Consider the following 25962-nt stretch of genomic DNA (forward strand, 5'->3'; position numbering starts at 1 on the left):
CTGCGGCGCCGCCCCGCGGGTAGCGTCTGCGGCATGTCGCCGACCACGACCGACCGTCCCACCCTCGCGATCCTGGGAGCCGGTGGCGACCTCACCGAGCGACTCCTGCTCCCCGGGTTGGGGACCCTGCTCGCCACGGATCCCGACCGCGACGTCACCGTCATCGGCTCCGGGCGGTCCGGGATGGACGACGGCGACTGGCGCGACCTCGTCCGCAGTGCATTGCGCGCCGGGGACCGCTCCCCGGAGCAGATCGACGGGATCGTGGACTCGACCCGGTTCGTCGAACTGGACGTGACGGACGCCGACGCCTTCTCCGACTTCGTCGACGGGCTGGACGGACCGGTGGTGCTGTACTTCGCCCTCCCTCCGGCCGTCACGGCCGCAGCGTGCGAGGGCCTGCGCGGACTCCCACTGCGCGACGACGTGCGGTTCGCGCTGGAGAAACCGTTCGGCGACGACCTCGCCTCGGCGCGCAGGGTGAACGCTCTGCTCGCGGACCTCGTGCCCGAGGACCGCGTGTACCGGGTCGACCATTTCCTCGGGGAGGCGACCGTGCTCAACATCCTCGGCATGCGGTTCGCCAATCGCATCCTGGAGCCGGTGTGGACCGCGGAACACGTGGAGCGCATCGACGTCGTCGCCGACGAGACGCTCGCCCTCGAGGGCCGCGCCGGGTACTACGACTCCGCGGGCGCGCTCGTCGACATGCTCCAGTCCCACCTGCTGCTGGTGATGGCGCTGGCGACGATGGACGCACCCGCGCGCCTCGACGCCACCGAGCTCCACGACCTCATCGTCACCACGCTGCGTGCGACGCACGTGTGGGATGACGATCCGCTCGCCTCCTCGCGCCGGGCCCGCTACACCGCCGGGCGGACGGGCGGCAGGGACGTGGCGTCCTACGCGGAAGAGGACGGCGTCGACCCGGCTCGGGGGACCGAGACGTTCGCCGAGGTCGTCCTCGAGATACGGAACCAGCGGTGGGCCGGGGTACCGGTGCGCCTGCGGTCGGGCAAGGCGCTGGGCGAGGACTCGATGCGGGTGACGGTGACGTTCCGGCCGCCGCGCCACGTGCCCGGGGCGTTCTCGGGGGATGTTCCGCCGACCCGCCTGACGATCGGGATCGCGCCCGACCGGGTGTCCCTCGACCTGGCGACGAACGCGGCCGACGACCGTTTCACGCTCGGAAGGACCCGCCTGGCCGCTGACCTGGGGGACAGCGAGCTGCTGCCGTACGGGGAGGTCCTCGGACGCATCCTCGACGGCGACCGACTGCTGACGGTCCGCGGTGACGTGGCCGAGGAGTGCTGGCGGATCCTCACTCCGGTGATCGAGGCGTGGGAGGCCGGCGGGGTCCCGCTCGAGGAGTACGAGGCGGGTTCCGACGGCCCGGCGGTGGGCGACCGCCGGGAATGACCCGGCCCCGGGTCCGTGGGCGGAACCGGGGCCGGGAGCTGCGGTCGGGCGGGGTCAGCCCCTGCCGCGTTCCGCCGCTTCTCGGACGGCACCCTCGTCGACCCCGTCGGGGTGGCCCACGTAGTGGACGATGCTGGCGACGAGTCCGCCCCAGATCACGAGCAGGAACAGGACCATCATGATGATCGCGGGAGCATCCATTGCTCAGGCCTCCTTGGTCTTGCGCGGGGACGCCGTCGCACCGGACGGGCGGTCGGCGGCGGGAGGGGTGAGGCCCTCCTCGTAGGCGAAGTCGCTCGGGTCGTCGTCGACCGTCGGGGGGCCGTCGAGCTGACGGGACCCGCGCCACGGCAGGAGGGACAGGACCACCGACAGCACGAGGATCGTGGCGATCATGCCCCAACCCCAGACGCCTAGGACGGACGCCTCGTACCCCTCGTACGGTTCGGCGATCAGGGTCATGATCTCGCGGATGAGGGAGTAGCCGAGCACGAGCGGCGTGATGACGGCCAGGCACACGATCCAGAACGTGCCCACCCTCCACGAGGACACCGAGTTGAGGTGATCGCGCAACCGCGGGGCGAGGCGCATGCCGAAGATCACCACGACCAACGCGATGAGCGAGATGCCGACGATGCCCAGACTGTTGACGAACTTGTCGAGGATGTCGAGATTCTGCAGGCCGGTCTCGGTGGGCATGAGAAGCAGGGAGATGGCGGCCATCGGGACACCCACCGCCAGCGTGGCCGCGGTGCGCGAGGACCCGATCTTGTCCTGGAAGGACGAGATGACCACCTCGGTGATGGAGATCAGGGAGGTGAGGCCCGCCAGGATGAGGCAGACGAAGAACACGACGCCCCAGATCGGCCCGCCCGGCATCTGAGAGATGAGGGCGGGGAAGGCGATGAACGCCAGGCCCGGGCCGCCCCCGACATCGTCCCAGCCGGCTCCCGCCGACGTGGTCACCAGGAAGCCGAGGGTGGCGAAGACGCCGATGCCCGCGAGGACCTCGAACGCCGAGTTGGAGAAGCCCACGACCAGGCCGGAGCTGGTGAGGTTGGTCTTGCGCTTGAGGTAGGACGAGTAGGTCAGCATGATGCCGAAGCCGACCGACAGGGAGAAGAAGATCTGACCGTAGGCGGCGATCCACACGGACGGCTCCGTGAGGACGCCCCAGTCGGGCGTGAAGAAGTTGTTGAGACCCTCGAGCGCGCCGTCGAGGAAGAGGGAGCGGACCACCAGGGCCGCGAACAGAGCGACCAGGAGCGGGACGAAGAACATCGCGGTTCGTCCGATGCCCTTCTGGACGCCGGCGAGGAGGACGCCGAGGGTGGCGATCCAGACCACCGCGAGGACGATGGCGATGCCCGGCACAAAATCGATGCCGAACCCGCTGCCCGCGCGGAGGAAGTCCTCGGCGAAGAAGGTCGCGGACTCCTCGTAGGTCGAGCCCCACCGCTCATCGAGGGAGAACCAGGCGTAACTGGCAGCCCAGGCGATGATGACCGCGTAGTAGACCGCGATGACGAAGGAGACCAGGACCTGGATCCACCCGATGGGCTCGGCGAACCGGTTCATCCGCCGGAAGCTCAACGGGGCGGATCCGCGGAAGCGGTGACCGATGGCGTAGTCGAAGAACAACAGGGGGAGACCCGCGGTGAGAAGTGCCACCAGATAGGGCAGCAGGAAGGCGCCGCCACCGTTGTCGTAGGCGACGAAGGGGAAGCGCCAGATGTTGCCCAGGCCGACGGCGGAGCCGATGGCGGCGAAGACGAAGACGGAGCGACGGGAGAACGTCTCCCGGGGCTTCACCCCGCTCCGGGTGGTTGGTCGTGTCATGGGACGACTCCTTGTCGACGGGCGGGCCCGCGGGCCCGCGCGGTCCTGTCATGGGACGGTGCGTGCGTCCCCGGCGTGTACCAACTTCTAGCCCGGCCGTTGCGTGTTGGTGACCGGATCGACGCAATCTCTGCATCGAGATGTGTGACTCGTGGGAATACGGTAAGCCCATGAGGACCGATATCGGCACACGAAGCGCGGAGAATCGCACGTCTGCATTCCGCGCGGTGGTGTCGGCGGTCGTCGCCGGTGTCCTCGCCGTGGGGGCGGTGAATCCCGCGATCGCCTCCGCTCCGAGCACAGCAGGCCCGGCAGGCCCGGTCGGCTCACCGGCCCCCGTGGTGGCGCCGGTCCCGGTGGCGACGCCGGTCCCGGGGCCTGCGGACCTCGTGGGGGAGACGGGGTCGTGGTTCGCGCACGGATACACCCTGGATCTCCGCTCGGACGGGACGGGAACCTTCGCGGTGTGGGTCGGCGCCTTCGACGGGACCCGGATCGACGTGAGCCTCATCCCCGCTCCGGGACCCGCGACCGTCGCAGAGGTGGTGGGTGTCGAGACGGTCGGCGCCGGCGCCCTGGGGCCGGACGGGACACCGGGCATCGGGGGACTGGTGACCATCGCCTTCGGCGCTCCGGTGCGGACGGCGCACGTCGAGTGGACGTCGGGGCCGCGACGACTCTCCGCCGATCTGTGTCCCGCTGAAGGCCTCGACGCGGTCGCCATGGCGATCCTGCGCTGCGGCGCCTGACGCAGACGGGCCCGGGCCCGGCCCGCGACACACTGCGGGCCCGGCCGCGGCACGCTGCGGGGGTGTCCGCGACACGCCGTGGGGGGTCGGAGAACCCCTGAGAACGAGATAACGATCGGATAACGGGGGCGTTGGGAAACCTGAGGGGCCCCTCACCTGTCGATATGAGGTTCGCGTCATGTCTTGATGTGGTGCGGATCACTCGGCGCGCGGCGAAAGAGCCCCCTGTTCCGGTCGCGCGTACCCCCTCAAGCTGAGGAACCCCTCAAGTTCGTGTGGCAATCTGTGTCCTGCGCCGAAACCGCTGGCCGGTCGACGCGATGTCCCTGACGCAGTGCCCAAGGAGTTCCCCACGTGACGATCGATGACCGCGACCTCACCCCCCGCCCGCTCGAGACCGGCTTCGCCGCCCGCCGCGGCGCCCCCGCGCTCGCGGACGAGCTCCGTGAGGGCACGGCCTATGCGCTCGCCTTCGGCGGACAGGGCATCGCCTGGCGCGACGCGCTGAGCGACCTCATCGACGGCACGGGCATCGGCCCGGAGCTCCAGGACCTGGTCGACGCCTCCGTCGCGTTGACCGAGCCCGTCCACGACGAGATCGCCGTCGTCCGCACGCACGGTTTCCGGCCCATCGAGTGGGCCAACACCACCACCGGTGAGGACGAGGACGGCGCGGACCTGCCCGACGACGCCTCCCTCTCCGCTGCCGCGGTCTCGCTGCCCGCGGTGCTGCTCACGCAGATGGGTGCCCTGCGCGCTCTCGCCGCCGAGGGCTTCGACGTCAATGACACGACCCCGGCGGCCGTGGTCGGCCACTCCCAGGGCATCCTCGCCGTCGAGTCGGTGGAGACCTTCGGGTCCATCGACGACCGGCTGCTGGCCGTCGCCGAGCTCATCGGCGCCGCCGCCACCCTGGTCGGACGGCGCGTCGGTCTGTTCCGCCGCGGAGAGGCGAGCCCCATGATGGGCGTGTCGGGGATCGACGGCGAGGACCTGCGCACGCTGGTCGACGAGCTGTTCGCCGGCGTCGACGCCACGATCCGCCCCACCGTCTCCATCCGCAACGCGCAGCGCCGCCACGTCGTGGTCGGTCGACCGGATGATCTCGAGGAGCTGCGTCGCCACTGCGCCGACCTCGAGGCCGAGTCGCGTCGTCGTCGCGAGGCCAAGCTCACCGGCGGCGAGATCTTCGCCCCCGTCTTCGATCCGCTCGACGTCGAGGTCGGGTTCCACCACCCGGCGATGGCCCCGGCAGTCGACGTCGTCTCCCGCTGGGCGGAGCGCTGTGGCCTGGACGCCGACCGCGCCGCCCACCTCGCCCGCCAGGTCTTCGCCGAGCCGGTCGACTGGGTGGAGGAGATGGCCGAGACCCTGCACGCCGGGGCCCAGTGGATCCTCGACATGGGTCCGGGCGAGGCGCTGACCCGACTCAACCGCTCCGTGATCCGCGGCCAGGGCGTCGGCGTGGTCGCCGCCGCCACCCGCGGCGGCCTGCGCAACCTCTTCACCCCGGGTGCGACCCCGCCGATCGAGCGGCCGTGGACCGCGTTCCAGCCGCAGCTGGTCACCCTGCCCGACGGCAGCGTCCACGTGGAGACCTCCTTCACCCGCCTCACCGGTTGCTCGCCGATCCTTCTCGCCGGAATGACGCCCACCACCGTGGATCCCGCGATTGTCGCGGCCGCGGCCAACGCCGGCCACTGGGCCGAGCTCGCCGGCGGCGGCCAGGTCACCGAGGCGATCTTCGCCGAGAACACCCAGCGCCTCACCGAGCTCCTCGAGCCCGGACGCAGCGCCCAGTTCAACTCCCTGTTCCTCGACCCCTACCTGTGGAAGCTGCAGGTCGGCGGAAAGCGCCTCGTCCAGCGTGCCCGCGCCGCGGGCGTGCCGTTCGACGGCGTGATCGTCACCGCCGGCATCCCCGAGCTCGACGAGTCGGTCGCCCTCATCGAGGAGCTCACCGAGGCCGGACTGCGGCACGTGAGCTTCAAGCCGGGCACCGTCGCCCAGATCCGCCAGGTCGTGCGCATCGCCGCCGAGGTCCCCCACATGCCGGTGATCGTGCAGGTCGAGGGCGGCCGCGCCGGCGGACACCACTCGTGGGAGGACCTCGACGCCCTCCTGCTGGCCACCTACGCCATGCTGCGCGAGCGGCCCAACGTCGTCCTCTGCGTCGGCGGCGGCATCGGCACCCCCGAGCGGGCGGCCGACTACCTGACGGGGTCCTGGGCCAACGCCCACGGCTACCCGGCCATGCCCGTCGACGGCATCCTCGTCGGCACCGCCGCCATGGCCACCCTCGAGGCCACCACCAGCCCCCAGGTCAAGCAGATGCTCGTCGACACCGTCGGCGTCGACGCCTGGGTCGGTGCCGGCCAGGCCGACGGCGGCATGGCCTCCGGCCGCAGCCAGCTCGGTGCGGACATCCACGAGATCGACAACACCGCCGCGCGCACCGGGCGCCTCCTCGACGAGGTCGCCGGTGACGCCGACGCCGTCGCCGCCCGCCGCGACGAGATCATCGCCGCGATCAACGGCACCGCCAAGCCCTACTTCGGCGACCTCGACTCCATGACCTACGAGCAGTGGCTGCGCCGCTTCGTCGAGCTCTCCCTCGCCCCCGGCGCCTCCGTCGACGGGTCGAGCACCCACACCACGGACGACTTCGACCTGGGCGCCGACTTCGGCGGCGACGTGGCCGACGACACCCGCTCGGTGTGGCTCGACCCGACCATTCGCGAGCGCTTCCACCGCATGGTGCAGCGCACCGAGGCCCGCCTCGACGCCGCCGACACCGGTCGCATCGTCTCGGCGTTCCCTCGCGAGGAGTCCATGGAGCGCCCGGCCGAGGTGATCGCCGCCCTCGCCGCCCGGTACCCCGGGCTCGCCGACGCCGTGCTGCACCCGGCCGACGCCGCCGAGTTCTTCGACATCTGCCGTATGCCCGGCAAGCCCGTGCCGTTCGTGCCCGTCATCGACGGTGACGTGCGCCGCTGGTGGCGCTCGGACTCGCTGTGGCAGGCCCACGATCCGCGCTACGACGCCGACGCCGTGTGCATCATCCCCGGCACGACCGCCGTCGCCGGCATCACCCGCGCCGACGAGCCGGTCGGTGACCTCCTCGACCGCTTCGAGGCCGCCACCGCCGAGCGCGTGTCCGGTTACATGCCCTCCACCGAGGCCGTGAACAGCCGCCGCCGCGGGATCGTCACCACCGCCTCCGGGCCCGTCGCCGACGTGCTCAACAGCCCCGACGTCACCTGGGCCGGCCGTCTCGTCATCAGCCCCGTCCACCGCCTCGGTGTGCTCCACGCCTGGGAGATCGACGCCGAGGGCGTCGGGCGCCATCCCGTCTCCGGCGCCGTGCTCACCCCGGCCGCCGACGGCCGGACCGTCGACCTGACGCTGCCCGTCGGCCCGACCGAGATGACCATCACCATCACCCTCGGCGACGACGTGGCCACCGGCGCCGCGCCGGTCGTCACCGACGCCGCCGCCGAGGCCGCCATGCGCACCCTGCTCGCGACCGCCTCCGGCGTCGGCCGCGGCGGTGCGGGTGGCTCCGTGATCGACGCGCTCCCCGAGGTCGACGGCAACACCGCCACCGCGCGCTTCACCTTCGAGCCCACCCTCGCCGTCGACCACACGGGCGTGACCGCAGGCAGCCTGCCCACCTCGCTCGTGCCGTCCGCCGGCGTCCCGGACGCCCTCGTGGGCGCCGCCTGGCCCGCCGTGTTCGCCGTGCTCGGCGAGACGCGCCGCCCGAGTGGCACCGGCACCGTCGTCGAGGGACTGCTCGATCTGGTCCATCTGGACCACGGTGTCCGCATGCACGCGGCGCTGCCGCAGCAGGAGACCGACCTCGTCGTCGTCGCCCGGTCCGGCGGTGTCCGCGACACCGACCTCGGCCGCGTGGTCGAGGTGTCGGTCGAGGTGGCCGCGGAGGACTCCGACGGCACCCGCACCCCGCTGTGCACCCTGTCCGAGCGGTTCGCGATCCGCGGCCGCACGGGCCGCGCCGAGGTGGGCGACCCCCGCCCCGCCGGCGGCGCCCTCGTCACCCCGTCCGGTGGGGCCGCGGAGCCCGCCGAGACCTCCCGCCAGGCGCGCGTGTCCACCACGATCACGGCGCCGCACGACATGACCGCGTTCGCTCTGGTCTCGGGCGACCACAACCCGATCCACGTCTCCGACACCGCGGCCGAACTGGCCGGACTGGGCGGCGTGATCGTCCACGGCATGTGGCTCTCGGCCGCCGCGCAGCACGCGGTGCAGGCCTCGGACGGGAAGACCCCCGCCCTGCGGATCGCCGGCTGGACCGCCCGCATGCTCGCCCCGGTCCGTCCGGGCGACCACATCAAGGTCCGTGCCGTGCAGACCGGCCGCCACGCCGGCGGCCAGGTCCTCGAGGTCACGTGCACGGTCGACGGCGCCACCGTCATGGCCGCCACCGCGCTGACCGAGGCCCCGCGCACCGTCTACGCCTTCCCCGGCCAGGGCATCCAGGCCAAGGGGATGGGCATGGAGGGCCGCACCCGCTGCCCCGCCGCCCGCGAGATCTGGGACCGCGCCGACAAGCACACCCGCTCCGCGCTCGGCTTCTCGATCCTGGCGCTCGTCCGCGAGAACCCCACCGAGGTCACCGTCCGCGGTGAGGTCCACCGGCATCCCGACGGCGTGCTCTACCTGACGCAGTTCACCCAGGTCGCCATGGCCTGCCTGGCGGTGGCGCAGCGCGCCGAGCTCGAGGCCGACGGCCTGCTCATCGAGGACGCGTACTTCGCGGGTCACTCGATCGGCGAGTACGACGCCCTGGCCGCCATCTCCGGTGTGCTGGCGTTGGAGCCGCTGCTGGAGATCGTCTTCCAGCGCGGGTCGACCATGCACCAGCTGGTGCCGCGGGACGCCCAGGGCCGCTCGGACTACCGCATGGCCGCGATCCGTCCGTCCCAGATGGGGATCTCGGACGACGAGGTCGCCGACTGGGTGGCCGGCGTGTCCCGCGAGTCCGGCGAGTTCATCGAGATCGTCAACTACAACCTGGCGGGCTCGCAGTACGCGCTCGCCGGGACCGTCGCCGGGTGCAATGCACTGGAGAAGGCCGTGGAGCGGGAGCTCGCGGTCTCGGGCGGCAAGAACGCCTTCATCCTGGTGCCCGGCATCGACGTGCCGTTCCACTCCACCGTCCTGCGCGGCGGCGTCCCGGACTTCCGGGCCACCCTCGACGAGCTGATCCCGCACGACATCGACATCTCGGTGCTCGTGGGCCGCTACGTGCCGAACCTCGTGCCGCGCCTGTTCAGCCTCGAGCGCGGCTTCGTGCAGGAGATCGCCGATCTCGTGCCGGCCGACTCGCTGGCCGAGGTCCTCGCGAACTGGGACGAGTGGGCCGCCACCCCCACGCGACTGGGCCGCCTGCTGCTCGTGGAGCTGCTGGCCTGGCAGTTCGCCAGCCCGGTCCGGTGGATCGAGACCCAGGAGCTGTTCTTCACGCCCGTAGAGCGTGGCGGACTCGGTATCGAGCAGTTCATCGAGGTCGGTGTCTCCAACGCCCCGACCGTCGCGAACCTCGCCTCCAAGACCCTCGACCTGCCCACGCACCGCGGCCCCCGGGCCCAGGTGATCAACATCGAGCGCGACTCGGCGACGTTGTACGGCACCCTGCCGCCCAGCGTGGAGGTCGACGACGACGAGCTGGACGCCGGCGACGGCTCCGCCTCCACCGGCTCCACCACCACTGGTTCGACCAACACCGCGGCTGCCGACCAGGCAGCCCCCACAGACCCCGCACCGGCCGTCAACACCCCCGGCACGGCCGGTGCGGACCGATCAGACGCGGCTCCGGCCGCGACCGCCGCCCCCGGTGCACCCCGCCCGGACGACCTCGAGTTCGGCGCGCCCGCCGCCACCCGCATGCTGGTGGCGCTGCGCACCAAGGTCCGTCCCGAGCAGATCGCGTCCGGCGACTCCATCGAGACGCTGTGCGACGGCGTGTCCTCGCGGCGCAACCAGCTGCTGCTGGACCTGGGTACCGAGCTGAGCCTGGGCGCCATCGACGGCGCCGCCGAGGCGGACTTCCCGACCCTCGCCGACCAGGTCTCACGACTGGCGCGCGGGTACGCCCCGTTCGGCCCCGTCCTGTCCGACGCGGTCGGCGAGGCGCTGCGCGCGGTCCTCGGCCGCACCGGCAAGCGGGCCGCCTACATCACCGAGCGCGTGACCGGCCCCTGGGAGCTCGGCTCCGGCTGGGCCCAGCACGTGATCGCCGAGATCGCGCTGGGCACCCGTGACGGCGCCTCCATCCGTGGCGGCGACCTGGCCACCCTCGACGCCTCGGGCGTCAAGGACGTGGCCGGCCTGGACTCGCTCATCGACGCCGCCGTGTCGGCCGTCGGTGCCGCGCACGGTGTGGCCGTCGCGATGCCGTCGTCCGGCGCCGGAGGCGGCGGAGTCGTCGACTCCGCCGCGCTGACCGAGTTCGCCGACGAGATCACCGGCGCCGACGGTGTCCTGGCCCGCGCCGCACGCGGAGTGCTCACCCGCCTCGGACACCTCGAGCCCGAGACCGTCGACCTGCTCGCCGAGGCCGACCCGGACTCCGAGCTGGCCGACCTCGTGGCCGCCGAACTCGGCGCCGACTGGCGCCGCGTGGTGGCCCCGGCCTTCGACGCCGGCCGCGCCGTCCTCATGGACGACCGCTGGGCCTCGGCCCGCGAGGATCTGGCCCGCCTGTGGACCCGGTCCGACGTGCCCGCCGACGCTGCGGACGCCTTCCGCGGTGCCGGCGAGATCGTCGCCGAGCAGGCCCGCTGGTGGGCGGCCCGGGCGACCGATGCCCGCCGCGACGCCCTGGCGAGCGCCTACCGGGAGATCTCGGAGGTCGCCTCCGAGGAGTTCGTCGGCGAGTACGCGAACGACGTCGCCGTCGTCACCGGCGCCGGCAAGGGTTCCATCGCCGCCGCCGTCACCGGACGCCTCCTGGCGGGCGGGGCCACCGTGGTGGCCACCACCTCCAACCTGGACCAGTCCAAGCTGGCCTTCTTCAAGGACCTGTACCGCAGCAACGCCCGTGGCGGCGCGGCGCTGTGGGTCCTGCCGGCCAACCTGACCTCCTACTCGGACGTCGACGCGCTGGTCGAGTGGGTCGGGTCCGAGCACGCCGAGTCGGCCGGTGGCCAGACCACCGTGCTCAAGCCGGCCCTCACCCCGACGCTGCTGTTCCCGTTCGCGGCTCCCCGCGTCCAGGGCTCGATGGCCGACGCCGGCCCGCGCGCCGAGACCGAGATGCGCGTCCTGCTGTGGGGCGTGGAGAAGCTCGTCGCCGGACTCGGTGCGATCGGCGCCGACACCGACGTCGACTCCCGACTGCACGTGGTCCTGCCGGGCTCGCCCAACCGGGGCATGTTCGGCGGCGACGGCGCCTACGGCGAGGCCAAGGCCGCGCTCGACGCCATGATCGCCAAGTGGGGCTCGGAGAAGGCATGGTCGGAGCGCGTGACGTTCGTCCACGCCATCATCGGCTGGGTCCGCGGCACCGGACTCATGGGTCACAACGACCCGCTCGTCGAGGCCGTCGAGGCCGCGGGCGTGTCCACCTGGTCGACGGCCGAGATGGCCGCCGAGCTGCTGCGCTGGTGCACCCCGGACTCCCGTTCCGCGGCCGGTGACGCCCCCGTCACCGTCGACCTCACCGGCGGACTCGGCACGGCCGACCTGGACATGTCGGCCCTCGCGGCGGACCGTCCGGCCGCCCCCACCGAGGCCTCGACCGAGGACGCCGCGGGCACGATCGCCGCGCTGCCCTCGCTGCCGACGATCACCGCCGACGAGCGTCCCGAGTGGGGCGAGGTCACCCAGCAGCTCGAGGACATGGTCGTGATGGTGGGCGCCGGCGAGGTCGGCCCCTACGGCAGTGCCCGCACCCGCTTCGAGGTGGAGACCACCGGCGACCTCACCGCCGCCGGCGTGGTCGAGCTGGCCTGGTCGACCGGGCTCATCACCTGGGAGGACTCGCCGCGCGCCGGCTGGACGGTCACCTCCTCCGGTGACCCGATCGACGAGGCCGACATCGCCGAGCGTTTCCATGACGAGGTCCTCGCCCGGGTGGGCGTGCGCACCTACGCCGACGATTCGCGGGCGGAGATGTTCGACAACACCTCGCCGCAGCTCACCTCGGTGTTCCTGCCGGAGGATCTGTCCTTCGTGGTGGACGACGAGGCCCAGGCCCGCGCCTACCAGTCCGACGACCCGGAGAACACCGTCGTCACCCGCAGCGAGGACGGCGAGTGGACGGTCACCCGCAAGGCCGGCACCGAGATCCGGGTGCCGCGCCGCGCCACCCTGACCCGGGTGGTCGGTGGGCAGATCCCCACCGGCTTCGACCCCACGGCGTGGGGCATCCCCGCCGACATGGTCTCCGGTATCGACCGGGTGGCGGCGTGGAACCTGGTCGCCACCGTGGACGCCTTCATCTCCTCGGGCTTCACCCCGGCGGAGCTGCTGGCCCACGTCCACCCGGCCGACGTCGCCAACACGCAGGGCACCGGCATGGGCGGCATGACCAGCATGCGCTCGCTGTACATCGACGGCATCCTCGGCCGCAGCCGCGCCAACGACACGCTGCAGGAGGCGCTGCCGAACGTGGTGGCCGCGCACGTCATGCAGTCCTACGTCGGCGGCTACGGTTCGATGGTCCACCCGGTGGCGGCCTGCGCCACCACCGCGGTGAGCGTCGAGGAAGGGTTCGACAAGATCCGCGCCGGCAAGGCCGAGTTCGTGGTGGCCGGCGGGTTCGACGACCTGTCCACCGAGGGCATCCAGGGCTTCGCCGACATGTCCGCGACCGCCGACTCCGCGGCCATGGCGGCCAAGGGGATCGACGAGCGGCACTACAGCCGGGCCAACGACCGGCGGCGCGGCGGGTTCGTCGAGTCGCAGGGCGGCGGCACGATCCTGCTGGCGCGCGGCGACGTCGCGGCCCGCATGGGCCTGCCGGTCACGGGCGTCGTGGCCTGGGCCGGGTCGTACGCGGACGGTGCGCACACCTCCATCCCGGCCCCCGGCCTGGGTGCGCTCGGTGCCGGTCGCGGTGGGCAGCGCTCGCCGCTGGCCCGCGGGCTCGCACAGCTCGGCCTGACCGCAGACGACGTGGCCGTGGTGAGCAAGCACGACACCTCGACCAAGGCCAACGACCCCAACGAGTCCGACCTGCACGAGCGGCTCGCCGCCGCGATCGGTCGGTCGGAGGGCAACCCGCTGTTCGTGGTGTCGCAGAAGTCGCTCACCGGGCACGCCAAGGGTGGCGCCGCGGCATTCCAGCTCATCGGGCTGACCCAGATGCTGCGGTCGGGCACGCTGCCGCCGAACCGCGCCCTGGACTGCGTCGACGACGTCCTGGACCGCCACCGCCACCTGGTGTGGCTGCGGGAGACCCTGCAGCTTGGCGGTGACCTGCCGCTCAAGGCCGGTCTGCTGACCTCGCTGGGCTTCGGCCACGTCTCGGGCCTCATCGCCGTCGCCCACCCGGAGGCCTTCCACCGGGCGGTCGCCGCGGAGTACGGGCAGGACGAGTCCGAGCGCATCCGCGAGGCCGGCCTGCGGCGCGAGCGTGAGGGCGCCCGTCGCCTGACCGATGCCATCTACGGCGGAGAGGCGCTCTACGCCCGTCCCGAGGCGCGTCGCCTGGGCGAGGGGTCGGCCGACGAGGTCAAGGAGCGCGAGGCCGCGGTCCTGCTCGACCCGGCCGCGCGGCTCGACGCCGACGGCATCCTCGCCGCTGCCGGGTCCGCGGACACCGGGGCCGCGGGCACCGGGGCCGCGGAGACCGCCGGCCGGTGACGGCCGGGCAGTGACGGCCGGGCAGTGACGACCGGGGTGAGAGGCGTCGGGGTCGACATCGTCGACCTCGGCGCCTTCGCCGCTTCTCTGGCCGAACCCGGCACGCGGCTCACCAGGGCGTTCTCGGCCACCGAACGCAGGCAGTGTCGCGAGCGCGCCGAATCCCGCGGGGCGAGATCGGGGGAGGACCCGCTGGCGCGTCACCTCGCTGCCCGCTGGGCGGCGAAGGAGGCCGTGGTCAAGGCGTGGTCGGCGGCGCTGTATGGCGCGCCCCCGCCCATTGCGCCGGACCTGCTGCGGTGGTCCGAGATCGAGACCGTGTGCGACAACTGGGGTCGGCCCTCGGTGCGGCTCGGGGGCGAGGTGGACCGTCAGGTGGCCGCGACCATCGGCGAGGGCGCTCGTTGGAACGTCTCACTCAGCCACGACGGTGGATCGGCGATCGCGTTCGTGGTGCTCGAGGGCCCGGGCGTGCAGTAGCGGCCTCCAGCCGCAGTGCGAGCCGGGCCACCGCCTGCGCCCGGCCACCGCCTGCGCCCAGCCACCGTCCGTCCTGCGGCTCGCCGTCGTGCGGCCCTGAGGCCCGATCCGCCCCTCGGAATTTCATTCGCCCGCGGGAAGCGCCGCTCAGCGGGGCCCGCGACCCGATCCGCCCCTCGGCATTTCCTACGCACGCGGGGCCCCGAGGGCGGATCGAACTCTGAGGAGTGCCTCGGTCCGGTGGTCGGGACGGACCGGATTCCTCTGCACGTCCGACCTGCCGGGTGCGAGAGGTTCTCACCGTGGCTCGGGGCCGCAGCCGGGCACATCTCGCTTCGCTCGTCGACCTCGCCGGCTCGAGCCGAGGTCGGTGGGAGGCGCGATGTTGTCCACAGGTCCCGGCGCGTCCACAGCGGGCCGGCTCCGCCTACGCGATCCGGCGGACCCGGCGATGTTGCGCGAGAGTATCGCCGCATGACCAGCATCGATGAACTACGTTCCCGAATCCTGACCGCCGAAGGGTTGATCGCCGCCGGGCACAGCACGCAATCGCTCGCCCGGGCGGTGACGACAGGAGAGCTCGTGCGACTGCGGCCGGGTTTCTACGTGGAGGGCAGCGCCCGCGAACTCGAGAGGGGAGCACGTCATCTGCTGTCGGTTCTCGCCACGGACGCTGCACTGCACGGCCCCGTATTCACTCACTGGTCGGCCGCCATGATCCACTCGCTTCCGGATTGGGGGCTCCCACTTCGCAGAGTCGCGGTCTCCCGGCACGGACATGCGCAGCGGTCCAGGACCACCAGACTCCTGAGGCATGACCTGTGCCCGATCGCCCCGGACGAAATCGTCAATGTTGAAGGCATGTCCGTCACGTCTGCTGACCGGACGATCATCGACATCGCCCGGGGCTGTGATCCGGTTCCCGGCGTCGCGGTGGCTGACGCCGGACTGCAGCGGGAACTCGTCACAGAGGTCTCTTTGCAGGAGGCGCTGGACCGCGCCTCGGGACGGGCCGGTGTGAGGAGGGCTCGTACTGTGATCGGGATGACTGATCGGAGAAGCGAGAGCATCGCGGAGACGCGGAGTCGCCTCTACTTCGGTGAGTACGGGCTGCCGGAACCCGAGACACAGGTCGAGATCTTCGACGACAACGGCCGCTTCATCGGCCGGGTGGACTTCCTGTGGCGGGAGCTCGGGGTCATAGGAGAATGTGACGGGTTCGGGAAGTACTTCGACGGCGCCGACGAGATGGAAACCCGCCGCAGGCTCGGCGTGGAGAAGGACCGCGATGCGATCCTGACTGCCCTCGGGTACCGGGTGATCCACTGGCGATGGGCCGACTTCGAGCGACCTTGGCTACTTGTTCAGAGGATCCGGGCCGTCCTGCTCGCGGCAGAAGCCGCCTGAACTGGTCGCCGTCCACACCCGGGGGCGGGTTTCGGGTCAGTCGGACTGGGCTTCCTTCTCGGCCAGCCACAGGTAGGCGGTCATCATCCGCTTGAGCTCGGTGACGGTGGCGTCGTGGATGTCCTCGCCACCGGCCGAACCGGTGCTCGCGCCGCCGGAGACCCCGCCGTCGTCCCCGGGGTCCGCGCTGGCGTGGCCCGGGGCCACGTGGCCCGCGCTGACCGAGAAGTTGAGCATCGAGTACGCCACGTGGACCAGCACCTCGGCCATGAACGCGCGGCGCTCACGCTCGGTGGCGGGCATGAGCGGGGCCAGCACGCTGGCGATCATCCGGGCGATCTCGCGCTCGTTCACCGCCGCCGTCGCGCGGGTGGCGGGAGTGGCCTGCGTCGCGAGCCAGACCGCCCGACGGGAGGGGTCGCGCAGCCACAGGTCTGCCAGGTGGTCGAGGAAGTCGTTGAGCAGTTCGGGCCAGTCCAGCGCCGGGATCTTCTGGGCGAATCGCTCGACCTCCTCGATCACCCCGTGGGCGTCCTGGCGGTCGAGCTCGCACACCAGCACGTACTTGTTGGCGAAGAACTGGTAGAGCGTGCCGATCGGAACGCCTGCACGTGAGGCGACCTCCTCGCACGTGAACGAGTCGAACCCCACCTCGACCAGCACTTCCCGGGCCGAGGACAGTAGCGCCTGGAACTTCTTGCGGCTGCGCTCCTGGATGGGCCGACGGCGGGGGACGAGGATGTTCGGTTCGTCCTGGACGGCCTCGTCGGTGGGATCCTGCGGCGGCTCCTGCGCGCGTTCGGACGGGTCGGTGGTCATGGGTGGGTCAGCCCTCCGCGGGATCGGATTCGGGCAACTCGATCTCGAGCAGCTTGGCGACCATCGCGACGTGACCCTTGGCACGGACGTTGTACCGGGCCATCGACACGGTGCCGTCGGAGTCGACGACAAAGGTTGAGCGGATCACGCCCATCACCGTCTTGCCGTAGTTCTTCTTCTCGCCGAAGGCTCCCCACTCGGTGAGCATCGTCTTGTCGGGATCCGACAGGAGGGGGAACGTGATGCCGTACTTGTCGCGGAAACGGGCCAGCTTCTCGGGGGCGTCGGGGGAGACGCCGACCACGCCGAGGCCGGCGTCGTTCAACTGTTGCAGCGCGTTCTCGAAGTCCACGGTCTCAGTGGTGCAGCCCGGTGTCATCGCGGCCGGGTAGGCGTACACGAGGACCTTCCCGTGCTCGTCGAGGAGCTCCCGGAGCGACGTGGGTGTGCCGTCGGCGTCGGGGAGGGTGAAGGCGGGGGCCGTCTGGCCCACCTCGAGCCGTGGTGCGGTCACCGGTGCTCCTGGGGGTCGGGTCGGGGCGGCGGACCATCCCAACCTATCCGATGCTTCGGCGCACGGGCGCGGATCCACGCCGGGTGCAGTAGCGTGGGCGGGGTCAAGAACCCGCGGGGCGCCCGCGGACGAGCGATCGACGGAGGTCTCGTGTCCAGGAGTTACGACAGCATCGAAGGCGACATCGCCAAGGCGCGTGACGATCTCGCGACGACCTTGGACGAGATCATCGACCGGGTGAATCCGAAGAACCTCGCGTCCGAGGGCAAGGAGCGCGCCACCGCGGCACTCAAGGACCCGCGCGTCCTGGCGGTGCTCGGGGGCATCGCGACGCTGGTCGTCGGCGGGATCACCGTGTCAATGGTCAACAAGCGCAAGGAGCGCCAGCGCATCGAGGCCTACCTGGCGGCCCGTCGGGCCCTCTGAGGCGACCGGCCTCACGCGGGCGTCCGGAGCCCCGCCCGGGGATCCTGCCCGGCAGGGTCATCCCCGCCCGACTCCCGAGAGCGTTCCGCCCACCCCTGTCACCGGGGGCGTGTGCGGGACGCTCTCGTCGTTTCTGTTCGGCTTCCCGGGTCGCCCCGTCCGTTCGGCCACCCGCATCGCCCCGTCCGACCGGGCACCAGTCGAGCCCCGCTCTGACGAGGCGATCCGGCGCGCCTCAGGCGGCCCGGCACACGAAAAAGCCCCGGGTCGTGGACCCGGGGCTTTCTCTCTTGTGCGCCATCAGGGACTCGAACCCCGAACCCGCTGATTAAGAGTCAGCTGCTCTGCCAATTGAGCTAATGGCGCTTGCTTGGTGCGACAGAAACAGTAACAGCAGCCGGGCTGGTTCACGAAATCGCCTGGTCAGAAGGGGTGAGACGGGGTTGAGGTCCCTGCGGCCCCAGGAGTTTCGATATGGAGTGCGGCCATGTGACCAGGCATACTGGAGGGGACATCTTCTCGGCCGCGGCTGCGTCCGGGGGGAAGCGCACGTCGGAAGGGGCATCAGTGAACGTGAGCACAACGGATCGGACGGGGCGGCGAGCGACCGGAATCTGGTCGAAGGCCCGCCTCGGACTGGCCGTGGCGTTCACGGGGACGCTCCTGCTCACCGGCTGCACCATCGGCGACGGCGGTGCGCAGGACACCCAGGTTGCCGAGGCACCGGCGGAGCCCTCCGCCGTGATCGACCTGTCGGTGGCGGAGGGTTCCACCGACGCCAACCCGGTCGAGCCCATCGTGCTCACCGCGACGGACGGCCGGTTCGATTCGGTGGTGATGCGCAATCCCGAGGGCCTCCAGGTCGAGGGCGAGTTCAACCCCGAGTTCACCGAGTGGCGCACCACCGAGGAGCTCGGCTACGGCCGCCAGTACACGCTGGAGTCGACCGCCACGGACGAGGCTGGCCTGGTCACCCGGAGGAACGCCAGCTTCACCACGCTGACGCCCACCATCATGACGGCGGCCTACCTGACCACGGGTGAGGGATCCGTGGTGGGCATCGGACAGCCGGTCGCGGTGATGTTCGACGAGCCGATCGCGGACCGTCGGGCGGCTCAGGACAACATCCACATCACGACCGAGCCCGCGGTCGAGGGCGCGTTCTACTGGGTCTCCGACCAGGAGGTCCGCTGGCGTCCGGCCGAGTACTGGGCGCCCGGCACCAAGATCGACGTCCACGTCGACATCTACGGCCAGGACCTCGGCGGCGGGATGTACGGCCAGCAGGACGCCCAGAGCAGCTTCGAGATCGGCGACGCCGTGATCTCCCGGGTGGACGACTCCACCAAGCAGATCGTCATCGAGCGCAACGGCGAGGTCGTCAAGACCATGCCCACCTCGATGGGCAAGGCCGCCACCCCGACCCCCAACGGGGTCTACGTGATCGGTGAGAAGCACGCCTCGATGATCATGGACTCGTCGACGTACGGCGTGGCCGTGGACTCGGCCGAGGGGTATCGCACCCCGGTGCAGTACGCGACCCGGATGTCCTACAGCGGCATCTTCGTCCACGCCGCGCCGTGGTCGGTCTGGGCGCAGGGAAGCCAGAACACGAGCCACGGCTGCCTCAACGTCACCACGGCGGACGCGAAGTGGTTCTACGACAACGCCAAGCGCGGCGACGTCTTCGAGGTCACCGGCACGGTGGGCGACACGCTGCCGGGATGGGACGGCCTGGGCGACTGGAACGTCCCGTGGGAGACCTGGAAGGCCGGCAACGCCGATCAGGGCGCGGCCTGAGCCGATGGATTCCTCCCGGCTGGGCCTGTGGATCGGCATCGGGATGGGGATCGGCGTGGCGTTCGGTGCCGCGCTGGACAACATCGGGCTGGGCGTGGCCCTGGGCCCGTCGGTCGGTGTCATGATCTGGGCGGTGGAGGCCGCTCATCGCGAGTCGCGCGGCCGCGGTGGTGACGAGCTCGACGCGGGGACCGGCGACGGCCGGGACCTCGAGTAGAACCCCCGGGCGACCGGCGGGCCCCGAGTGCAGTGGTGAGAACCCCGTGGCGGGGTTCAGGACGACTTCAGGACGACGACGACGAGGTGGGCGACCGCGGATCGCGCTCTGCGGCCGCCCGGAACAGCGCGCGTCCGGGTGCGGCGGTGAGGCCGTGCGCGACGGTACTGGCCACGACGATCAACGTGCCCGCGCCGAGCAGTACCGGGTCCGCACCCGCGCGGGAGGCCTCCTCCGTCAGGTAGAAGACCGCCGCGACGCCGACGGGCCCGAACCAGCCGAGGTAGGCGGCGCCCCGAGGTTTCAGCCCCAGCGGCTTCATCACGGCGAGGATCAGCGGCGGCCTGCGTAGCAGCAGCACCGCGGCCGTGAGCCACACCGCCCCCCATCCGAGGCGGCCCCACTCGGTCCACGGGATCATCGCGCCGAGAGCGACGAAGAAGGGGATCACGGCGAACTGGTTGACGGCCTCGTCGATCTCCACCTCGGTCCGGCGTTCGCCGCCGGAGCTGGTGACGTTGAACGCGAGTCCGGCGACGAACGCGCCGAAGATGCCGTTGACCCCGATGATGCCCGCCACTCCCAGGACGAGCAGCGCCAGGAGGAGTGTGTACAGCAGAATCGGCCCGGTCTCGGTGACGTGGTGTCGTTCCGAGAAGTGCAGCGCCTTGGCGGCCGCCACGCCCGCGATGATCCCCACGACGAGGGCGCCCGCGATCTGCCAGGCGGCCTCACCGGCCGCCTGCCCGGCGGTGAGCGGGGTGGCGACCGCCAGGGCGACCAGGACGAGTGGGAGGGCGAGCCCGTCGTTCGCGCCCGATTCGAGCGACAGAAGCTGGCGGTCGTGCTCCGGCAGGTCCTCCTCGGCCTCCTCTCCGGTGACGACGCTCGACGCGAGGACGGGGTCGGTGGGGCAGATGGCGGTTCCGAACAGCAGGGCGAGTGCGAAGGGGATGCCGAGCACCCACATCGCCAGCCCGGTGGAGACGAGCGCCATCCCGGGCAGGACGAGCACCAGCAGCAACGCGAGTCGACGCCAGTGCGTCCTGATCGCTGAGAAGGGGTACCGCAGGGCCACGCCCATCACCGAGATGGCCAGGAGGATCTCCGCGCCGTGGTGGAGGGTCGAGTGCTCGGCCACGATGTCGGGCACGTCGAACACCCCGAGGACTGCCGGCCCCAGGACGATCCCGGCGACGAGCGCGAGCAGTGGCTCCGTCACGGGCCACTGGCGTAGTCGCGCGGAGAAGGCCACGATCACCACCCCGAGCGCCCCGACGATCGCCAGCAACACATCGAGCGTGGACAACGGTTCCTCCCCGGGTCAGTCGGATCACCCCGCACCATAGGAGAGCCCGGGCGTTTCCGCATCCGTGCCCTCCGCCCGTCGCCGCCCTCCGCCCGCCGCGGCGCGGGCACCTGCAAGAGTGATCCCATGACCGAGCGCGAGATCACCCGGCCCGTCGACCTGGCCCGCGGCCGCCGGCTCAACCCGGAGGCGGTGGGCTGGTCCCGGTCGCCCGTGCACCGCACGCGGATCGCCGGCTGGGGCCGCACCAAGCGCTGGGAGTACTGGGGGATCGTCACCGACCGTTTCGTGGTGGGACTGACGGTGGCGGGCCTGGACTACCTGGCCAACTGCGCGGTCTACGTCCTGGACCGCCGGACGGGCCAGGAGGCGACCCGCAGTGGCATCCGACCCCTGCACCGGCCCCGCTTCGGCGACGACCCCGGTGACGGGACCCTCCACGCGTCGGCCGGCGTGGGTGCCGGGCGCGTGGGGATCGGGATCGACGACGACGAGGGCCGCACCTCCATCCGTGTGCAGGCGCGGGAACTGCAGGTGAGCCTGGAGGTTTCCCGGCCGGGACATGACGGCCTCGCGGTGGTGGTGCCGTGGAGTGAGCGCCGGTTCCAGTACACGCTCAAGGATCTCGCCAATCCCGTCACCGGCACGGTGACCCTGGACGGCACGACGCACGACCTCGGCACGGGGTGGGCGGTCCTGGACCGTGGGCGGGGCCGCTGGCGCTACGCGACCACCTGGAACTGGGGGGCCGGCAGCGGGGTCGTGGAAGGCTCGACGCGCGCGATTCAGGTCGGCGGGAAGTGGACCGACGGCACCGGTTCGACCGAGAACGGGATCCTGATCGACGGCCGGTTGCACAAACTCGGAGAGGACCTGCGGTGGACCTACCACCTGACCGAGCCGGGGGGACCGTGGCGGGTGCGGGGTGAGCGCCTCGACGCCACGCTCACGCCGTTCCATCTGCGCCGCGACGTCACCGAGCTCGGTGTGCTGGCGGTGAAGACGCACCAGGCGTTCGGCGTCTGGCACGGCACCGGGGTGCTGGACGACGGGTCGGAGGTCTCGCTCGACGGGCTGGTCGGCTGGGCGGAGCAGTCCCGCAACCGCTGGTAGCCGCCGGAGCGGCGATGCCCGCGAGAACTGGAGGCGAATCGGGAGAAAGGGGCAGGGCCCGGACCGTGAGGTCCGGGCCCTGCGCTCGGGGTGGCTGACGGGGCTCGAACCCGCGACATCCAGAATCACAATCTGGTGCTCTACCAGCTGAACTACAGCCACCACCGCCGTCCTTGCGGACAGCGCTGACGACTTTACCCCGTGGGCCCCGTCGCCGAGAAATCCGCAGGTGGGGTCAGTAGCCGCGACCCGGGCGGGGGTCAGTCCACCGGGGGCATATCGGCGGCGGCCTGCTTCACCTCGTCGCTGGTCGGGCCGGGCTGGGGCACGAACGCGGTGGCCCGGTAGTACGCGAGCTCGCGGATGGATTCCTTGATGTCCGCCAGGGCCCGGTGCGACATGCCCTTCTCCGGCTGGCCGAAGTAGATGCGCGGGTACCAGCGGCGGCACAGTTCCTTGATGGAGCTGACGTCGATCATCCGGTAGTGCAGGTACGAGTTGAGCTCGGGCATGTCCCGGGCGAGGAACCCGCGGTCGGTGCCGATCGAGTTGCCCGCCAGGGGAGCGGACCCCGCCACCGGGACCCACTCGCGGATGTAGGCGAGAACCCGCTCCTCGGCCTCGGCGACCGTCACCGTGGACTCGCGGATCTCCTCGGTGAGGCCGGAGGAGGCGTGCATGTCGCGCACGACCGGCACCATCGCGTCGAGCTTGGCGTCGGGGGCGTGGATGACGATGTCGATCCCGTCGCCGAGCACGTTGAGCTCGGAGTCGGTCACCAGCGCGGCGATCTCCACGAGCGCGTCGGACTTGATGTCGAGGCCGGTCATCTCGCAGTCGATCCAGACGATGCGGTCGTTCTTGGACTCCTGGTGGGGCGTCGGCGAGGACGTGGGGGCAGGGGTCTCGGCGGAGGTCGGCTCTGGCATCACTCGACTATATCGCCGCAGGATCGCGGCCCCCGCGCGGGACGATCAGGCCCCGCCCTGCTGCCCTTCGCCGAGCTTGGCGTAGAACTTTCCGACGATCGGCGCCATGATCCCGCGCGGGGTGTAGTTCCCGGCCACGGACATCGCCTGGCTCAGCGGGCCGGGGACGATGCGCATCTTGTTGCGGGCGAGCGCGTCCAGTGAGACGCGGGCGGTGTACTCGGTGTCCACCCAGAGCCGGTCGGGGACGAGGCGGTCGACGAAGGTCTTCTCCTCCTCGGCGATCTCCTCGGTGCGCACCGGGCCGGGCGCGAGCAGCGTGACGGTGACGCCGGAGCCCTTGAGCTCGCCCCGCAGCGACTCGGAGAAGGTGTTGAGGAACGCCTTGGATGCGGCGTAGGTGGCGTTGTTGGGGATCGGCATGTTGCCAGCCGCCGAGCCGACGTTGAGGATCGCCCCGGAGCGCCGCTCGACCATCCCGGGCAGCACCGCCAGCACCAGGTCGTGGCACGCCACGGCGTTGACCTGCACCTGGTGCTTCTCGTACTGCGGGTCCAGCGAGGCGACGGGGCCAAAGGTGGCGATGCCGGCGTTGTTGCACAGGACCGAGATCTCGCGCCCGGCCAGCTCGTCCAGCAGCGGCTGCCGTGCGGCGGGGTCGGCGAGGTCGCACGCGCGGACCTCCACGGTCACGCCGAACTCGCCCTCGAGCCGGGCGGCCAGCTCCTGCAACACGGCCTCGCGTCGGGCCACCACGATCAGAGAGTGCCCACGCCGGGCGAGTTCGGTAGCCAGGGCCATGCCGATCCCCGAGGAGGCGCCGGTGACGACTGCTCGGTTCGACGCGGTGGGCGTGGGCAGGGACATAGGGCTCCTCGGGTCTTCCACTCGGCTCGCCCGCGTACGGCGGGTGTGGCAGCGCTGACCTTACCCGCGTGCCGCCCTCCGGAGCGTGGTGGAGGTCCTAGCCTGATCGGCGTGAGCAGCATCGGAACACCGCCCCCGTCAGCGACCACCTCGTCGTCACCATCGCGCCGTGGCGTCGCCCGCGGGCAGGTCCTGGCGTGGGGGATGTGGGACTGGGGGGTCGGCGGCGTTCAACGCGGTGATCGTCACCTTCGTCTTCTCCGTCTACCTGACCGACTCGGTGGGCGCGGATCTCGACGGGCCGTTCTCGGCGGCCACGTGGCTGTCGATCTCCATCGCCGTGGCCGGGCTGGTCATCGCGCTCACCGCGCCGGTGATGGGGCAGCGCGCCGACCGCGGGGGCCGGCGTCGCCGCGCGCTGGGCCTCTGGACGTATGCGACGGTCCTGCTCACGGCGCTGATGTTCCTCGTCGACGCCGACTCGCCGTACCCGTGGTTCTTCGTCGGCCTGGTGCTGCTGGCGGTCGGGTCGATCACGTTCGAATTCGCCGAGGTCGCGTACTTCGCGATGCTGCGGCAGGTCTCCACCCCGTCCACCGTCGGCCGCGTGTCCGGGTTCGGCTGGGCGATGGGGTACTTCGGCGGGATCTTCCTGCTGCTCGCGGCGTTCGTCGGCTTCATCTACGGTGACGGCCCTGTGCGCGGCGTATTCGGCGTCACCACCGACGGCGGACTCAACGTGCGACTGGTCTGCCTCGTCGCCGCCGTGTGGTTCGCACTCTTCGCGCTACCGGTGCTGCGGTCGGTGCCCGAGCACCGCCCGGGGGCGGGGAGGAGCGACGACGACGCCCTCGACAGCGACGACGACGAGCCCGGCTTCCTCGAGTCGTATCGCATCCTCTGGCGCGACCTCAAGGCTCTCTGGCGGCGGGATCCGCGGACGGTGAGGTTCCTCCTCGCGAGCGCGATCTTCCGGGACGGGCTGGCGGGGGTGTTCACCTTCGGGGCGATCCTGGCCGTGACGGTCTACGGACTCGCCCCGGGGGACGTCCTGATCTTCGGCGTCGCGGCCAACGTCGTCGCGGCGCTGGGGGCGGCTGTCGCGGGACTGATCGACGACACGGTGGGCCCCAAGGCGGTGATCATCGGGTCGCTGGTGGCGATGATCGCGACCATGACCGTCCTGCTGGTCGTGGACGGCACGGGCATGTTCTGGATCTTCGGGCTGCTGATGTGCCTGTTCGTGGGGCCCGCGCAGTCCGCGTCCCGGTCGTTCCTGGCCAGGCTCGCCCCGCCCGGCGGCGACGGCCAGATGTTCGGGCTCTACGCCACCACCGGGCGCGCGGTCTCGTTCCTCGCACCCGCCCTGTTCGGGCTGTTCACGTGGGCTTTCTCGGCCGACCGCGCGGGCATCGCGGGGATCGGGCTGGTACTGCTGGTGGGGCTACTCCTGCTGCTGCCGGTGCGCACCCCGAGCCGCGCCGAGGCGGAGAGCACCTGGGAGGACGCGGAGCCCGCACGCTGAAAGGGCCGGGGAGTGCGGTCAGAGCCGGCCGGCATTCAGCAGGTCCAGCACCGCGGCGGCGTCGTCGGCGATCTCCGAGAACCCGGCGGCGCGGAACTCGGAGTCGCCGATGCCGCCCGTGCGCACCGCGACCGAACGTATGCCCAGCTTGGTCGCCGCGATCGCGTCCCAGGTCGCGTCGCCGACCATGACGGCATCCGCGGCGTCGACACCGGAGCGCTCCAGGGCGATCTCGACGATCGTGGGATCGGGCTTGGCCCGGTCGACGTCCTCACCGGTCGTCACGGCGTCCACGTAGTCGTCGATGTCGAGCAACTCGCGGGCCTCGGCGAACTCCGACGGCGGCGCGGACGTGGCCAGCACAGTGATCCACCCCTGCTCCTTGGCGCCGCGTACGAGGTCGCGGGCACCGGGGAGCACCCGCAGCGACTCGGCCTGTTCGGCGTAGTACTCACCGTGCAGGTCCTTGGCCCGGCCCGCGATGCTCTCGCGCTCCTCGTCGTCGTCGATCCCCGCGATATCGAGCAGCTCCTCCACGATCGTCGAACCGTCCTTGCCGATCCGACGGTGGACGTCCACGAACGGCACCGGCGCACCGGCCTCGGCGAGAGCGCGGACCCAGGTCCAGACATGCACGTAGGTCGAATCCACGAGAGTGCCGTCGACGTCGAGGAGAAGAGCGCGCTGGGTAGTCATGTGTTCGACGGTGCCG

17 protein-coding genes, 2 tRNA genes and 1 pseudogene are annotated in these 25962 nt (G+C 71.5%); 10 read left to right on the top strand and 10 right to left on the bottom strand.

Annotated elements, in window-relative coordinates; translation table 11 throughout:
* Positions 1 to 33 precede the first annotated feature (33 nt).
* Entirely contained in the window at positions 34 to 1419 is a 1386-nt protein-coding gene (locus G6R20_RS14540; protein WP_119192378.1) for a glucose-6-phosphate dehydrogenase, read from the top strand.
* Between the two features lie 54 nt (positions 1420 to 1473).
* Here G6R20_RS14540 and G6R20_RS14545 read toward each other — a convergent pair whose 3' ends face one another.
* Complete coding sequence (locus G6R20_RS14545) at positions 1474 to 1620, bottom strand: methionine/alanine import family NSS transporter small subunit (RefSeq protein WP_096905822.1); 147 nt, start codon at positions 1618 to 1620, stop codon at positions 1474 to 1476.
* Between the two features lie 3 nt (positions 1621 to 1623).
* A complete protein-coding gene (locus G6R20_RS14550; RefSeq protein WP_119192379.1) occupies positions 1624 to 3258 on the bottom strand; it encodes a sodium-dependent transporter in 1635 nt (544 codons plus the stop codon).
* A 170-nt stretch (positions 3259 to 3428) separates the two neighbouring features.
* Here G6R20_RS14550 and G6R20_RS14555 point away from each other — a divergent pair, with 170 nt between their 5' ends.
* The 4 genes from G6R20_RS14555 to G6R20_RS14570 all read left to right on the top strand — a co-directional run bounded on the left by G6R20_RS14555 (position 3429) and on the right by G6R20_RS14570 (position 15731).
* On the top strand, positions 3429 to 4007 hold the full coding sequence (locus G6R20_RS14555; RefSeq protein WP_240341490.1) for a hypothetical protein: 579 nt from the start codon (positions 3429 to 3431) through the stop codon (positions 4005 to 4007).
* A gap of 354 nt (positions 4008 to 4361) precedes the next feature.
* On the top strand, positions 4362 to 13844 hold the full coding sequence (locus G6R20_RS14560) for a type I polyketide synthase (protein ID WP_163376807.1): 9483 nt from the start codon (positions 4362 to 4364) through the stop codon (positions 13842 to 13844).
* Positions 13845 to 13868: 24 nt separating this feature from the next.
* Positions 13869 to 14324, top strand: a complete 456-nt coding sequence (locus G6R20_RS14565) for a holo-ACP synthase (protein ID WP_163376808.1) — start codon at positions 13869 to 13871, stop codon at positions 14322 to 14324.
* A 474-nt stretch (positions 14325 to 14798) separates the two neighbouring features.
* Positions 14799 to 15731 (top strand): type IV toxin-antitoxin system AbiEi family antitoxin domain-containing protein, encoded by a 933-nt coding sequence (locus G6R20_RS14570; RefSeq protein ID WP_119192380.1) that lies wholly within the window; start codon positions 14799 to 14801, stop codon positions 15729 to 15731.
* A 36-nt stretch (positions 15732 to 15767) separates the two neighbouring features.
* Here G6R20_RS14570 and G6R20_RS14575 read toward each other — a convergent pair whose 3' ends face one another.
* Together G6R20_RS14575 and G6R20_RS14580 are read right to left on the bottom strand one after the other, a co-directional pair.
* Positions 15768 to 16550: a TetR/AcrR family transcriptional regulator gene (locus tag G6R20_RS14575; RefSeq protein ID WP_119192381.1), complete on the bottom strand. Its 783-nt coding sequence runs from the start codon at positions 16548 to 16550 to the stop codon at positions 15768 to 15770.
* Between the two features lie 7 nt (positions 16551 to 16557).
* Complete coding sequence (locus G6R20_RS14580) at positions 16558 to 17064, bottom strand: peroxiredoxin (RefSeq protein ID WP_083249479.1); 507 nt, start codon at positions 17062 to 17064, stop codon at positions 16558 to 16560.
* Positions 17065 to 17214: 150 nt separating this feature from the next.
* Between G6R20_RS14580 and G6R20_RS14585 the strand changes: the two genes are divergently transcribed.
* Positions 17215 to 17490 carry a DUF3618 domain-containing protein gene (locus G6R20_RS14585; RefSeq protein ID WP_067719851.1) on the top strand — a complete coding sequence of 92 codons (276 nt, stop codon included), beginning with the start codon at positions 17215 to 17217 and terminating at the stop codon, positions 17488 to 17490.
* A 293-nt stretch (positions 17491 to 17783) separates the two neighbouring features.
* Here G6R20_RS14585 and G6R20_RS14590 read toward each other — a convergent pair.
* A tRNA-Lys gene (locus G6R20_RS14590) sits at positions 17784 to 17856 on the bottom strand.
* Between the two features lie 207 nt (positions 17857 to 18063).
* Between G6R20_RS14590 and G6R20_RS14595 the strand changes: the two genes are divergently transcribed.
* The gene (locus G6R20_RS14595; protein ID WP_240341491.1) at positions 18064 to 19290 is read left to right on the top strand and encodes an Ig-like domain-containing protein; all 1227 of its coding nucleotides are present in this window, start codon (positions 18064 to 18066) and stop codon (positions 19288 to 19290) included.
* A 4-nt stretch (positions 19291 to 19294) separates the two neighbouring features.
* Positions 19295 to 19507 carry a hypothetical protein gene (locus tag G6R20_RS14600; protein ID WP_163376793.1) on the top strand — a complete coding sequence of 71 codons (213 nt, stop codon included), beginning with the start codon at positions 19295 to 19297 and terminating at the stop codon, positions 19505 to 19507.
* A 67-nt stretch (positions 19508 to 19574) separates the two neighbouring features.
* On the opposite strand, the gene G6R20_RS14605 is transcribed toward G6R20_RS14600, so the two are convergent.
* Positions 19575 to 20816, bottom strand: coding sequence for a cation:proton antiporter (locus G6R20_RS14605; RefSeq protein ID WP_163376810.1), 1242 nt, complete (start codon positions 20814 to 20816; stop codon positions 19575 to 19577).
* Positions 20817 to 20942: 126 nt separating this feature from the next.
* On the opposite strand from G6R20_RS14605, the gene G6R20_RS14610 reads away from it, so the two are divergent.
* Entirely contained in the window at positions 20943 to 21929 is a 987-nt protein-coding gene (locus G6R20_RS14610) for a DUF2804 domain-containing protein (RefSeq protein WP_119192382.1), read from the top strand.
* An 89-nt stretch (positions 21930 to 22018) separates the two neighbouring features.
* On the opposite strand, the gene G6R20_RS14615 is transcribed toward G6R20_RS14610, so the two are convergent.
* The 3 genes from G6R20_RS14615 to cmrA all read right to left on the bottom strand — a co-directional run bounded on the left by G6R20_RS14615 (position 22019) and on the right by cmrA (position 23725).
* A tRNA-His gene (locus G6R20_RS14615) sits at positions 22019 to 22091 on the bottom strand.
* 98 nt (positions 22092 to 22189) lie between these two features.
* Positions 22190 to 22858 (bottom strand): oligoribonuclease, encoded by a 669-nt coding sequence (gene orn / locus G6R20_RS14620; RefSeq protein WP_119192383.1) that lies wholly within the window; start codon positions 22856 to 22858, stop codon positions 22190 to 22192.
* Positions 22859 to 22903: 45 nt separating this feature from the next.
* Positions 22904 to 23725 carry a mycolate reductase gene (gene cmrA / locus G6R20_RS14625; RefSeq protein WP_163376811.1) on the bottom strand — a complete coding sequence of 274 codons (822 nt, stop codon included), beginning with the start codon at positions 23723 to 23725 and terminating at the stop codon, positions 22904 to 22906.
* A gap of 204 nt (positions 23726 to 23929) precedes the next feature.
* Between cmrA and G6R20_RS14630 the strand changes: the two are divergent.
* A pseudogene (locus tag G6R20_RS14630) lies at positions 23930 to 25250 on the top strand (MFS transporter).
* 18 nt (positions 25251 to 25268) lie between these two features.
* Here the strand turns inward: G6R20_RS14630 and G6R20_RS14635 are convergent.
* The gene (locus G6R20_RS14635; RefSeq protein WP_163376812.1) at positions 25269 to 25946 is read right to left on the bottom strand and encodes an HAD family hydrolase; all 678 of its coding nucleotides are present in this window, start codon (positions 25944 to 25946) and stop codon (positions 25269 to 25271) included.
* Positions 25947 to 25962: the final 16 nt, after the last annotated feature.

Origin of the sequence: Dietzia sp. Alg238-R159 (assembly GCF_900537145.1) — a bacterium.
Taxonomy (GTDB): Bacteria; Actinomycetota; Actinomycetes; order Mycobacteriales; family Mycobacteriaceae; genus Dietzia; species Dietzia kunjamensis.